Here is a 14232-nt window from a genome sequence, read left to right as displayed (position 1 = left end):
TGCATTATACGTAATATATACTTTTTTTGCGCATAAAAATATTTGTTATTTATTTATAAAATTTCTTTTAAAGCTTTTATAAATAACTCATTTTGTTTTAGTGTACCAATTGTAACCCTAAGCCATCGGGGCATACCTAATAAATGTCCTGGTCTTACAATAATACCTTTTAAAAGTAACTTATCAAAAACTTCCTTATCATCAATTTTTGTATCCACCATAAGAAAATTAGTGTTCGTTTCTATGTACTGCAGATTCATTAACTCAAACTGCTTATATAAATACTTTTTTCCAGCTATATTTGTTTCAGATACTAGTTTTAAAAACTCTTCATCCCTAAGTGCTGCTACCGCTGCTTTTTGTGCATATAAATTAACATCAAAAGGCCCAATAACTCTATTAAGATATGAGCATAATTCCTCGCTAGCTATTCCATATCCACATCTTAGAGATGCCAATCCGTAATATTTAGAAAAGGTTCTTAGAATAATCATATTAGGGTAATCATTTAAATATTCTAAAGAATTCGGGAATTCTTCTGAAGTTACATATTCATTGTAGGCCTCATCCATAATTATTAATACATGGTCTGGTATTTTGTTTATTACTCTCGCAAATTGTGCTTTAGTAAATATAGTTCCTGTAGGATTATTAGGGTTACAAAACCATATGATTCTTGTTTTCTCAGTTATTGCATCTACCATTTTTTCTATATGTATTGCATTATTATCCATAGGTATTACGATACTAGTAGCTCCCATAAGTTTTGTCGAATCCTCATACCTAGAGAATGTAACCGCCGCCGTTATAGATTCATCTCCTGGCTCTAAAAAAGTGTTTGCAATTACTCTGATCAATGAATCGGAGCCTGTACTGCACACAATCTGTTGGGGATTTACCCCTAGTTTTGCGCTTATTACATCCTTCAATTCGTGATTTGATGCATCTGGGTACATATGAGTTTCCTCTACTAATTCTCTTAATGCTTTTTTTACCTTTGGCGAACATCCTAATGCATTCTCATTGGACGCAAGCTTTACAACCTCCGCAAGCCCCAATTCTCTCTTAACTTCACTTATAGGCTTGCCTGCCTTATAACTCCTTAAACCCAAAATTTCTTTACGTACCATGTATTCCATAATTTCCCCCTATATGATTGTACTTACTCCTCCTTGGAAGCTCGTTCGTCTTCTCCCCATATCTTTACTTCAGTAGTAAGCTTTACCTCAAATTTCTCATAAACTACATGCTGCACAAGCTTTATCAAATCCAAAATATCCTTAGCACTAGCATCTTTTTTATTAATAATAAAACCAGAATGTTTCTCAGATACTTGAGCATCCCCAACGCAAGTACCCTTTAAATCGCAATCTTGTATAAGAACACTTGCATAATGACCCTCTGGTCTTTTAAATGTACTCCCCGCTGATGGGTATTCTAAAGGTTGTTTATCACTTCTTTTTTTAGCAAGGTCGTCCATCCTTGCTTTTATAATCTCCTTATCTCCTTCTTGGAGACTAAGGGTAACACTTATTACCGTATATCCGTGTTTTAGAATAGCGCTACTCCTATAAGAAAGCTCCATTTCGCCTTTTGTTAAAGTTAATAATTCTCCATTATTATCAAGGGCTAATATACTCTCCATAACCATAGACATTTCACCATTATATGCTCCTGCATTCATAGCTGCCGCACCACCAATGCTACCTGGAATTCCATTTGCAAATTCCATACCTTTAAGTCCTTCACCCAGTGCCACCATGGTAACATCATATAAACTTGCTCCACTTTGAGCGATTACTTTATTTCCTTTTACCTCAATTTTATTAAACTTACATAGCTTTATAACTACTCCACGAATTCCACCATCACGTACAAGTAAATTAGAACCATTTCCTATTAAATAATAATTCACATTATTATCTTTACAAATTTTTATTATTGACTGAGCTTCCATCACATCTTCCGGAGTCACTAAAATATCAGCTGGTCCCCCTACTTTAAAAGAAGTATGATTTTTCATAGGCTCATCTATCTTTATGTTTGATCCTCTAGTAACTTTATCTATTTGTTTAATTAGTTCCTCATATTTTTTCATATTCTACTCCTTGAAAATATTAATATATTTACATAATTCCAGAGCATAAAGCATATAATATATGCTTTATGCTCTGGAATTATATAGTGCTTTTATTTTACCCTTTTTACTAAGATATTTCAACAATTTAACTAATCATTATTAATTATTAATTTTTCTGACATATTTGATTATTATTTCAATATTCTCTATTTAGTCTTTTTAAAATATTCTAAAACACATTCCGAGGCCTTACTGTCCATAGAGGGAGTCTCCATTAGTTCCTTAACACTTGCACTTTTTATCCTATCAATGCTACCAAATTTCTTTAGTAGCTCGCGTCTTCTCTTTTCCCCTATATTAGGTATATTATCTAATATAGAATACAGAGTTCTTTTATCTCTTAAAGTTCTGTGATAAGTAATAGCGAATCTATGGACTTCATCTTGTATTCTAGTAATCAAGTGCATGCTTTGAGAATTGCCTCTCATAACTCGCTCTACATTATTATATATTAACCCTCTAGTTTTGTGCTTGTCATCCTTAACCATTCCACATACAGGTATATTAATATTAAGACTATTTAAAACCTCAAGGGCCACATTGACCTGCCCTTTTCCACCATCCATAAGAATTAAATCAGGAAATATACAGAACTTTCCTTTACTTAATTCTAAATTTCTTTCTTTTATTTTTTCCACTTCGTCTAGTCCACGAGTAAACCTTCTCTCTAGTATTTCTCGCATACTATCATAATCGTTAGCTCCTATTACTGATTTTATTTTAAACCTTCTATAATCACTACTTTTAGGCTTTCCATCTTCAAAAACCACCATACTACCTACAGAATCCACGCCCATTATATTTGAGATATCATAGGATTCAATTCTTTCAGGTATTTCATCCAGTTCCAATAAGCCTGTAAGCTCCTCCAGTGCAATTTTGTGAATTTCCTTATCCTGCATATCCTTTAATTTAAATTGTTCAAGGGTTATCTTAGCATTATTTTCTACCATCTCTAATGTCTTTTTCTTTTCTCCCTTTTGAGGAACCTTAATCATAACTTTTGATTCTTTTTTGGAGCTGAGCCACTGCTCTAGAATCTCACCCTCATTTATGAACGGCACATATATTGTTTTAGGAATAAAGGCTGCCCCTCCATAAAATCGCTTTATAAATTCTTCTATAAGCTCATGTGCTACCTGGTCCGCTTCATCATTTAAAATAAAATGTTCACGTCCTACTATCTTACCATCTCGAAGAAAAAATACCTGAAGGCAAACATCTTTTTCATCAACATATAGATTAATAAAGTCTTCATTCTCGCAATTTCCTATTATAATCTTTTGCTTCTCATTTATTTTATCTATGGCCATGATTTTATCGCGAAACACCACCGCTTTTTCAAATTCTAAATCTTCCGATGCATTTTCCATTTTTCGCTTTAGCTCATCTTTTATATTCCTGTCTTTTCCTGCAAGTAACTGCATTGTACCTTTTATGATTTCCCCATAATCTTCTTTACTAATAAGCCCTGCACAAGGGCCTTTGCACAGCCCAATATGATAGTTCAAGCAAGTCCTAGTAGGGGGCAGTCCCTCTTTAATAGTTCGTCTACACGTCCTAAGTGGGTATATTTGTTTTATAAGTTCAATAATGCTATATACAGCTGCTGAATCTGTATACGGCCCAAAATATTTTCCGCCATCATTTGCAATGTTTCTAGTTACAAAAACCCGTGGAAATTCCTCATTTATAGTTATCTTTATAAAGGGATAGTGTTTATCATCCTTAAGCAAAATATTATATCTTGGGCTATATCTTTTAATAAGATTACACTCTAAAATAAGTGCCTCCATTTCCGAATCCGTTACTATATATTCAAACTCAGATATATTTTTCACCATAGCCTTTACTTTTACAGAATGATTTTTTGAACCCTTAAAATATTGCCTTACTCTATTTTTTAATATTTTAGCCTTACCCACATATATTATTTCACCAAGATGATTACTCATAAGATACACTCCTGGTGCATCTGGAAGAATCTTTAGTTGATATTCAAAATCAAACACATTAGCACCCCTTTAAAAATGTCGTTAAATTTCCTGGGCAATATACTACAAATTGCTCCATATATCATGTAGCTATCTTATTTCTAATAAGAAAGCCAGATATTATTTCAATATCTGACTTTCTTTACTATTATATGCATATTTTTTATGCTTTATTTTAAATAACTTTCAATAAGATCTCTAGTTACTTGGGCAGCTTTTTTACCACCAACTCCACCCTCTTCTACAATTACCGATATGGCAATTTCAGGATTATCATAGGGTGCAAATCCAGTAAACCAGGAATGAGCACCTCTTTGTGCACTAACATCAGCTTTATGATCTGCAGTACCCGTTTTTCCACTAACCTCGATGCCTGACACAGCTGCATTAGTTCCTGTACCTTCAGTTACAACGCCTCTCATTAAATCCTTCATAGTACTAGCATTTTCCTTTGATATCACTTCTCCTAGTTGCTTCGGTTCTATTTTTTTTAAAGATTTACCTTTGCTATCCAATATTTCTTTAACAAGCATTGGTTGCATCATAATACCATCATTAGCAACAGCGCTTACAACTAATGCCATTTGCATAGGAGTAGCTAAAACCTCCGCCTGGCCTATAGCACTTTGAGCGATATTACCTTTCTCATAGCTTTTATAGCTTGGAAATCTACTATTCTCTATAGTTAACCCTTCAGATGGGATATTCTTGTTAAAATAAAACTTTTCTGCGGTTTCCTTTAGTGCTTTATTTCCTAAATCAATACCTAAAGACCCAAAAAACGCATTACTAGAATGTTCATAAGCAGATTTAAAATTTAAACTTCCTAAAACCTCGTCATCAAAGTTTTTCAACAGTTGTGTTCCATTGACAACTAATTTACCATTATCCTGGTATCCCTTATTATAAACATTAGTGATATTTTCTAAAGCGCTTATCGCCGGAATAGTTTTAAATACAGACCCTGGTGGATATAATCCAGATGTCGCCCTATTAAGTAGTGGTGTACCTTCTTTATCTGCATTTAAATCTTTCATATCTCTTTCTAAATTATTTGGGTCATAAGACGGATTAGATACCATAGCTAAAACTTCTCCAGTTTTAGGATTCATCGCCACTATCGCACCTTTACATCCTGTATCCTTTAAAAGCTCATAAGCTTTGTTTTGAAGCTTTGAATCAAGAGTAGTTCTTAATCCATTTCCAACTTTCTCTTCAGTATCTTTACTAAAGAAAACAAACTTTGGAATTGCTGTCTCTCCAGCCCCCATAAGTTCTTTATCGTATTTTTTTTCAAGACCAGCAAGATTATATACGGTATCCATATACCCTATAGCATGTGCAAACACTGGACCCTTTAAATATTCCAGCTTTTGAGTAGTTTCACTTGTTTTCGTACTTTTTGTTAAAGCTTTCATATCTTTATCGTAAATTGTTCCCCTTAATACCTTATTTCTCTCAGCCGAAGTTCTCCTATTATATGCACTATCTAAAGTCTTTTCGCTCCTAAACATATATGAATAAGTTATGTAGGAAATTAAAGCAATAAAAAATATTAAAAACACCAACATGACTTTTTTTATATTATCCACAAAATCATTCATAACTTTGACCGTCCTCCGAAATTTTTTGAAGTATACCTAGTGCAAAGAAAGTTATTAACATAGAACTACCACCGGAACTAACTAATGGTAGTGTTATACCTGTTAGTGGAATAGCTCCAACTACCCCTCCTACTATAACCAATACTTGGGCAGCTATCATTGTGCTATAACCCACCGCAAGTAGTCTTGTAAATTTATCTTTGCTATAAACAGGTACCCTCATGCATCTATAAAACAGTAAAAAATATAAAATAAGGATAGCAAAGCCAGTAAGAAGGCCCATCTCCTCAGCAATAGCGGAAAAAATAAAATCTGTAGTGACTACAGGAACCATTCCCGGGTGCCCAAGCCCAAAACCCGTTCCAAAAAGACCACCGGAAGCTATAGAAATTAAAGATTGTACCACCTGATGGCCTTCATTGCTACCATATTTCCATGGGTCATTCCAGATCATAACCCTTACACGAACATGTCCAAAAAGTTTATAGCTTATAAATCCGCCTATAATAAAAAGTCCTAAACATACTAGAACATATTTAGAATTTGAAGTAGCAATATATAACATGGTTACTGAAATAGCAAAAAATAAAAGTGCTGATCCTAAATCCGTTTGCTTTACCATGAAACCAAGGGATATCATAACTACAATTCCAGGCTCAATTAAGCCCTTAATTTTCATAAGCTCTGACTTTCCCTTAAGATTTTCTCCATAATTCTGTAATGATGCTGCTAAATATGCTACCAAAGATAATTTAGCAAATTCTGATGGTTGAAAAGTAAATCCACCAATAGATATCCAGTTTTTAGCTCCATAAAGCGACTTCCCAAATATACTTCCCAATGACATAAGTATAATAGTGCATACCAAATAAAAATATTTGTACTTTCCAAACTTAGATAAGCTAGGAAAAAGCACTACTACTAAGATGAATATGGCAATTCCAACTGCATAAAAAATAAGTTGTTTAAGTGCAAGAGGTGAGTCTAACCTATATAACATGGCCATACCTATAACCGCTAAAACATTTGAAAACAGCAAAATATATTTGTCACCATCCGGGAAAAATCTTCTTATTATAAAATGAGAATACGCAAACATTAAGCATATTATTGCGCACATTATTATTGCGCCTTTGTCAAACTCATTTTTACCAATAAGAAACATATTAATAAATAAAACTATGCATAGAAGATAAGTATACCTTAGAAGCTTCCGCTCCTCTTTTATCTTTTCCATACTATCACCTCTCTCGCACTCATAATTTACCCTATAACTTTAAAAATTGAAGTTCCTATTTTAATTTCATCGCCCTTTTTTATGATTACCTTGTCCGTTACTTTTTTGTTGTTTTTAAGGGTTCCATTAGTACTTCTCAGGTCTTGCAAAATATAATCTGTGTTTTTAAGATATATTCTTGCATGCTGAGATGACACGTATTTGTCCCCCAAAATTAAAAGATTATCTCCCTTTCTGCCTATGGTAAGCACATCGTTTAGAGGAATAACCGCACCGATTCTTAAATTAAAATTTTCTCCTCTTTCTATAACCTCAAGCCCCATAGTTTTCTTAATAACTGGTTTCTTCTTTGCACCACCTTTTATGTCCTTATACATTATTCTCAAAGCAAATATTATTATAATGTAAATAATCGCTATAATTGCATATCTCAAAAACAAGCTTATATTAGCCATAACTCACTTTCTCCTCTTTAAATCATAATCAAAGACTAGCATTAAATCATCTCCTGCGGAACTGCACATTTTAGCAGTAGATAAATTGGCGACTTCAGAAGGAGATTTACCCCTTTGTAGACCTCTAAAGGGGATACCAATTATTAATCGTTATCCCCTCACTTATAGAAATTGGGGAGTTCCTTCTGAAATATCGTTAAATTAGTATGCTAGCTTATTATGAATTATAACATTTTTTTAAGATATTGTCCTGTATATGAATTCACATTTAAGGATATTTCTTTTGGAGTACCACTGCACAAAATGCTACCTCCCTTATCTCCACCCTCCGGACCTAAGTCTATAACATAGTCCGCGCACTTTATAACATCTAAATTATGCTCAATTACGACTACTGTATTCCCTGAATCTACAAGTCTTTGAAGTATTTTGATAAGTTTACTAACATCATCAATATGAAGTCCTGTAGTAGGCTCATCTAAAATATAAAAGGTCTTGCCAGTGCTTCTCTTAGATAATTCAGACGCAAGTTTAATTCTTTGAGCCTCGCCACCAGACAATTGTGTTGATGGTTGACCTAGCCTTACATATCCGAGTCCAACATCCATCAGTGTTTTAAATTTGCTAGAAATTCTAGGAATATTTTCAAAGAACTTTACAGCTTCCTCAACAGTCATATTTAAGATTTCATCAATATTTTTCCCTTTATACTTAACCTCTAAAGTTTCTCTATTATACCTTTTCCCTTTGCAAACCTCACAAGGCACATACACATCAGATAAAAATTGCATTTCTATTTTAATTATTCCATCACCCTTGCAAGCCTCACATCTTCCGCCCTTTACATTAAAGCTAAATCTACCTGGCTTATAACCCCGCATCTTAGCTTCTGGACTCATTGAGAAAACATCTCGAATGATATCAAATACTCCTGTATATGTAGCTGGATTAGATCTTGGAGTACGCCCTATAGGACCTTGGTCAATATTTATAATTTTATCTATATTCTCATATCCTAAAATATCTTTATGAAGTCCAGGATTCTTCTTAGATTTATTCACCTTTTTATTAAGACCTTTGTATAGAATTTCATTAACTAAAGTACTCTTTCCAGAACCTGAAACACCAGTGACTGCAGTGAATACACCTAGCGGAAAGTCCGCGCTAACATTTTTAAGATTATTTTGCCTTGCATTAAGTATTTTTATACTATTTCCATTAGATACTCTCGTCACCTTCGGAACATCTATCTTCTTTTTACCACTTAAATATTGACCTGTAATTGACCTTTCACAGTTTTTTATATCCTCAATTGTTCCGGTAGCCACAATTTCTCCACCATGTTCGCCAGCTGCTGGCCCAACATCTACAATAAAATCTGCTGCCTTCATGGTATCTTCATCATGTTCTACCACAATTAATGTATTACCTATATCTCTTAAATGCTTTAATGTCTTTATAAGTTTATCATTATCCCTTTGATGAAGACCAATACTAGGCTCATCTAAAATATATAAAACTCCCATAAGGCTTGATCCTATCTGAGTAGCTAGCCTTATTCTCTGCGCTTCTCCACCAGACAATGTACCTGCCGCTCTAGCTAAATTCAAATAATCAAGTCCTACATCCCTTAAAAAATTAAGTCTATCATTTATTTCCTTAAAAATTTGATTAGATATAATCTTATTTTTCTCTGAAAATTTGATATCTTTTAAAAATATAACTTCATCTACAATAGACAATTGACAAAACTCGCTTATATTCTTATCCCCAACAGTTACGGCTAGTGCCTCTGAGCTCAACCTTGCCCCCTTGCACTTAGGGCATGCATTATCACCCATATATTGTTCAATTTCTCTTTTTATATAATCTGACGAGGTTTCAAAATATCGTCTTTTTAAATTGTTTATAATTCCTTCATAAGAATGATTAAAAGTACCTGATCTAAACTCCTTAACATACTCCACCTTAACTTTTTCTCCATTAGTTCCGTACAGTAATATTTTAAGAATTTCTGGTTCATAGTCTTCTATAGGCGTATCTAAGCTAAACTTATATTTTTCACTTATTGCCCGAAGCACCGAAAAAGTCCAGGAATCCTCCTTAAGACTACCTTCCCCAAAAGACATAATGGCGCCGCCTTTAATACTCTTACTTTTATCTGGTATTATTAAATCCTCTTCAATTTCCATAAGAGTACCAAGGCCGTCGCAAGTATCACATTTACCATATGGAGAATTAAACGAAAACATCCTCGGAGCCAATTCTCCAAGGCTAATGCCGCAATCAATGCAGGCAAAATGCTCACTAAAAAGAATATCTTCACCACCAGAAATGCTAGCAATTGCAGTCCCCTCTGCTAGTTTTAATGCACTCTCTAAAGATTCAGAAAGCCTCCCTCGAACTTCTTCTTTTACAGAAATTCTGTCTATTACTATCTCTATATTATGTTTCTTAGTCTTTGCGAGTTTTATTTCCTCTTCCAGAAGCTCTACAGTAGTACCATCTATCCTAGCGCGAACGAAACCATTTTTTTTAATATTTTCTATTATCTTGACATGTTCACCTTTTTTTCCCCTTATCACAGGAGATAAAATTGAAATCTTAGTTTTCTCTGGCATATCCATTATTCTATCCACCATCTGGTCTACAGTTTGCTGAGAAATCTCCTTACCACATTTAGGACAATGAGGCGTCCCTACTTTAGCATAAAGAAGTCTCAAATAATCATAAATTTCAGTTACAGTACCCACTGTGGAACGTGGATTTCTGTTAGTAGTTTTCTGATCTATAGAAATAGCAGGCGATAACCCCTCTATGTACTCAACATCTGGCTTATCCATATTACCTAAAAATTGCCTTGCATATGCAGATAATGACTCCACATACCTTCTTTGCCCCTCTGCATATAATGTATCAAAAGCAAGTGAAGATTTACCAGACCCTGAAAGTCCAGTAAACACTACAAATTTATCTCTCGGTATCTCCAAATCAACATTTTTTAAATTGTGAACCTTAGCACCCTTTATAAAAATTTTATCCCTCATATTTTCCTCCTCTGTTACAACACAATTATATATTTTTAATCTGCTTTTTGAGTTTATAAATTATATCGCGAAGCTGCGCCGCTCTTTCAAAATGTAAATCCTTAGCTGCTTGCTTCATCTCATTTTCATACTTATCCATTAACTTTTTAGTTTCATCGTAATTCGCATCCATTGCAGCTTCAAGGGTTTCATATACCTCTTTATCTTCCGCAACTGTTATAGATCCGATTACTTCCCTAATATCTTTTACAATAGTGGTTGGCACTATATCATGTTCTTCATTATATTCCATCTGAATTCCTCTACGCCTTGTAGTTTCATCCATAGCCTTTTTCATAGATTTTGTAATTTTGTCTGCATACATTATTACCTTGCTCTCTGAATTTCTTGCAGCTCTTCCTATTGTTTGAATTAATGAGGTTTCAGAACGTAAAAACCCTTCTTTATCTGCATCGAGTATTGCAACAAGAGCTACTTCTGGAATATCTAATCCTTCTCTCAAAAGATTTATACCTACTAGCACATCAAAAGTACCTAGCCTAAGATCTTGGATAATTTTCATTCTTTCTATGGTATCAATATCCGAATGTAAATATGTAATTTTCATATCCATTTCTTTAAAGTATTTAGTCAAATCTTCTGACATTTTTTTTGTAAGGGTCGTAACTAAAACTCTAAAGCCTCTTTTTATTGTTTCCTGAATGATCGCATATAAATCATCTATTTGCCCCTTAACAGGCCTTATAACTATTTCAGGATCCAATAACCCCGTAGGTCTTATTACTTGTTCTGCCACATTCTCACTATGTTCTGCTTCATAAACGTTTGGAGTTGCACTTACAAAAATCGTTTCATTCATAGTACCCTCAAACTCCTGAAAAGTTAGCGGTCTATTATCATAGGCTGACTTAAGTCTAAATCCATAATCAATTAAATTAGTCTTTCTTGATTTATCCCCACCAAACATAGCTCTAACCTGCGGAAGAGTTACATGGCTCTCATCTATAAACATTAAGAAATCCTTAGGGAAATAATGCATCAATGTTTGAGGTGCTGTTCCAGCAGCCCTGCCATCTAAAATTCTAGAATAGTTCTCTATACCAGTACAGTAACCAACCTCTCTCATCATTTCAATATCATAGTTTGTTCTTTGCTTAAGTCTTTGTGCCTCTAAAGCTTTATCCTCTGAAGTAAGCTCCTTTAACCTCTCCTCAAGCTCCTGCTCTATTTGAGCTATGCCAAGTTCCAATTTATCCTTGGATGTAGCAAAATGGGAAGCCGGGAAAATAGATACATGTTTTAGGGTTCCAATAATTTCTCCTGTAAGAGAATCAAATGATCTAATCCTTTCTATCTCATCTCCAAAAAACTCTACCCTAATTCCTTCACTTGACGATGAAGCAGGGAATATATCTATAGTGTCACCTCTCACTCTAAAGGTTCCGCGAATAAAATTAATATCATTTCTTTCATACTGTATATCTACTAACTGTCTTATTACTTCATTTCTATCCTTTTCCATGCCAACCCTTAATGACACTGTAAGTTTTTTATACTCCTCGGGGTTACCAAGTCCATATATACATGAAACCGAAGCCACCACAATAACATCGTTACGCTCTAGTAATGCCGATGTAGCTGAATGTCTTAATTTATCAATATCATCGTTAACAGATGAATCTTTTTCTATAAATGTATCCGTCTGTGCAATATAAGCCTCTGGCTGATAATAATCATAATATGAAACAAAATACTCAACACAATTATCAGGAAAAAATTCTCTAAACTCTGAGCAAAGCTGTGCTGCTAAGATCTTATTATGAGCAAGCACCAATGTAGGCTTTTGAACTCTCTCAACAATATTAGCCATGGTAAAAGTCTTACCTGACCCCGTTACTCCTTTAAGAGTTTGAAACTTTTTACCTTCTTCAATTCCGCGCACAAGACTATCAATTGCCCGTGGTTGATCTCCAGTAGGTTTAAACTTTGAATGTAACTTAAACTCATGCATAAAATCACCGCCTTGTATTCCTTCTTCTGAACATTTGTTCGTTACTTCTATTTTAACTATAAATTTTTAATATGTCAATATATCCTATACTAATTCACAAAAACTATTCACCTACTATAAATTAAAAAAATCTAAAGATTATAATTAACACCCTTCATAGTTCTTTCAACAATATTTCTTGCTAATTTACCGTTAAAAATTTTCATTAGTTGCATTTTATTCTAAATTATAAATATAGATACTATATATATATATATATAATCACCTATTTGCATCTAGACAAAATTAACGATTAATATTAGTTGATTCTCATTAAATAATAATATACTGCATAAAAAAAATATTTTAAATGGAGGAATTGTTGTGAGTATTATGAATTCTGTAGAAAAAGGTGTAAAATCTAAAATCATGGAGACTTTAATTAATTATCTAGAAAAGAACCCAGAAAGAAATGTTGACAAAATTTTTGATACTATAAAAAAACTAATAAAAGATGAGTCTCAACTAAAACAAATAGATTTTGTCTATAGTTATTACAAGAGTAACCCACCAACACATGAATATATACAAAATATATTAACTAATACAGACACAAAGTGTCTTAAGAAATTGGTTACTAATTTCTTTGCAAATGCAAATTGGTATGCTGGTGCAAAACGCAACAAATTCTTAACTGACGAAGATACAAAAATACCATTTGTTTTGCTAATCAGTCCATCTATGAGATGTCCTTTGCACTGCGTTGGATGCTATGCATCTAATTATAGTAAAGATACTGATATTCCACCTGTAGAAGTAGAGAGATTAATTAAAGAAGCAAGAGATTTGGGAATATACTGGATAATAATACTTGGGGGTGAACCTTTCTATAATGACTATCTGCTCGATATATATGAAAAATTTGATGACATGATGTTCTCCCCGTTTACTAGTGGCATTCTTATAACTGACGAAATTGCCAATAGGATACAAAAATGTTCAAATGTATTCCCAATGCTCTCGATTGAAGGCTTTGAAGAAGATACAGAATCAAGAAGAGGAAAGGGTACATTCGCAAAAGTTATACATGCTATGGATATGCTTAAAGAAAGAGGAGTTTTATTCGGAGTTTCAACATGTGTTACAAGAACTAACATAGATGATGTATTATCTGATAAGTTTACTGATATGCTAATTGAAAAAGGTTCTAAATTAAGTTGGTATTTCTTGTTTATGCCGGTAAGTTCACATCCACAGTTTGATATGATGCTTACACCAGAGCAGAGAATAAGACTTGGAAGAAGAACTAATGAAATAAGAACAACAAAACCATATTTTACAATTGATTTCTTTAATGATGCTCCATTAGTAGGGGGATGTATAGCCGGTAAATACTTCTTTCATATCAACTCGAAAGAAGACGCAGAACCATGTATATTTGCACATTTCTCAACAGTTAATTTAAAGGGAAGACCATTAATTGACGCTTTTAGGGATCCTTTCTTTAAAGAATTAAGACATAGACAGCCCTATAACAAAAATATGTTAAGGCCATGTATGATGATAGATAATACCAATGTAATAAGAGATGTATGTCAAAAGGTTGGCGCTAAACCAACTGATGCTGCTGGAGATGTTATGCTTAATGATAAAGAATTCCATGAAAATATTGACAAGGTTGCAAATGCTTTCACACCTTACGCCGATAAAGAGTGGAAGGAAACTTTTAATGAAAAAGGAAATGATGAATTATCAAAAGGTTAAT

General features: G+C 33.6%; 9 protein-coding genes. 1 reads left to right on the top strand and 8 read right to left on the bottom strand.

All coding sequences use genetic code 11. The annotated features are described in order from the left end of the window. Positions 1-53: 53 nt before the first annotated feature. From hisC to uvrB, 8 genes are all read right to left on the bottom strand, one after another. Positions 54-1139: a histidinol-phosphate transaminase gene (hisC, locus tag KTC92_RS15535; protein WP_216302643.1), complete on the bottom strand. Its 1086-nt coding sequence runs from the start codon at positions 1137-1139 to the stop codon at positions 54-56. Positions 1140-1162: 23 nt separating this feature from the next. Then, positions 1163-2098, bottom strand: a complete 936-nt coding sequence (murB, locus tag KTC92_RS15530) for a UDP-N-acetylmuramate dehydrogenase (protein WP_216302642.1) — start codon at positions 2096-2098, stop codon at positions 1163-1165. Positions 2099-2286: 188 nt separating this feature from the next. After that, positions 2287-4152, bottom strand: coding sequence for an excinuclease ABC subunit UvrC (gene uvrC / locus KTC92_RS15525; protein ID WP_220286146.1), 1866 nt, complete (start codon positions 4150-4152; stop codon positions 2287-2289). Positions 4153-4304: 152 nt separating this feature from the next. Continuing rightward, positions 4305-5738, bottom strand: coding sequence for a penicillin-binding protein 2 (locus KTC92_RS15520; protein WP_220286147.1), 1434 nt, complete (start codon positions 5736-5738; stop codon positions 4305-4307). Beyond that, entirely contained in the window at positions 5731-6975 is a 1245-nt protein-coding gene (locus KTC92_RS15515; protein ID WP_220286148.1) for an FtsW/RodA/SpoVE family cell cycle protein, read from the bottom strand. The genes KTC92_RS15520 and KTC92_RS15515 overlap by 8 nt, the downstream gene beginning before the upstream one ends. Before the next feature lie 26 nt (positions 6976-7001). Beyond that, positions 7002-7430 carry an FHA domain-containing protein gene (locus tag KTC92_RS15510; protein WP_216302638.1) on the bottom strand — a complete coding sequence of 143 codons (429 nt, stop codon included), beginning with the start codon at positions 7428-7430 and terminating at the stop codon, positions 7002-7004. Positions 7431-7654: 224 nt separating this feature from the next. Beyond that, the gene (gene uvrA / locus KTC92_RS15505) at positions 7655-10477 is read right to left on the bottom strand and encodes an excinuclease ABC subunit UvrA (RefSeq protein WP_220286149.1); all 2823 of its coding nucleotides are present in this window, start codon (positions 10475-10477) and stop codon (positions 7655-7657) included. A 25-nt stretch (positions 10478-10502) separates the two neighbouring features. Further along, positions 10503-12488 carry an excinuclease ABC subunit UvrB gene (gene uvrB / locus KTC92_RS15500; RefSeq protein WP_216302636.1) on the bottom strand — a complete coding sequence of 662 codons (1986 nt, stop codon included), beginning with the start codon at positions 12486-12488 and terminating at the stop codon, positions 10503-10505. A gap of 363 nt (positions 12489-12851) precedes the next feature. On the opposite strand from uvrB, the gene KTC92_RS15495 reads away from it, so the two are divergent. Beyond that, on the top strand, positions 12852-14231 hold the full coding sequence (locus KTC92_RS15495) for a radical SAM protein (protein ID WP_216302635.1): 1380 nt from the start codon (positions 12852-12854) through the stop codon (positions 14229-14231). Position 14232 lies beyond the last annotated feature (1 nt).

This window comes from Clostridium sp. CM027 (genome assembly GCF_024730565.1).
Lineage (GTDB): Bacteria > Bacillota > Clostridia > Clostridiales > Clostridiaceae > Clostridium_AD > Clostridium_AD estertheticum_B.
This window is presented reverse-complemented; position numbering and strand designations above follow the sequence as displayed.

What these genes read in the sequence shown, in the direction of transcription:
- hisC (WP_216302643.1), bottom strand. Translation starts at nt 1,139, where the DNA reads ATGGAATACATGGTACGTAAAGAAATTTTGGGTTTAAGGAGTTATAAG.
- uvrA (WP_220286149.1), bottom strand. Translation starts at nt 10,477, where the DNA reads ATGAGGGATAAAATTTTTATAAAGGGTGCTAAGGTTCACAATTTAAAA.
- KTC92_RS15510 (WP_216302638.1), bottom strand. Translation starts at nt 7,430, where the DNA reads ATGGCTAATATAAGCTTGTTTTTGAGATATGCAATTATAGCGATTATT.
- KTC92_RS15515 (WP_220286148.1), bottom strand. Translation starts at nt 6,975, where the DNA reads ATGGAAAAGATAAAAGAGGAGCGGAAGCTTCTAAGGTATACTTATCTT.
- murB (WP_216302642.1), bottom strand. Translation starts at nt 2,098, where the DNA reads ATGAAAAAATATGAGGAACTAATTAAACAAATAGATAAAGTTACTAGA.
- uvrB (WP_216302636.1), bottom strand. Translation starts at nt 12,488, where the DNA reads ATGCATGAGTTTAAGTTACATTCAAAGTTTAAACCTACTGGAGATCAA.
- KTC92_RS15520 (WP_220286147.1), bottom strand. Translation starts at nt 5,738, where the DNA reads ATGAATGATTTTGTGGATAATATAAAAAAAGTCATGTTGGTGTTTTTA.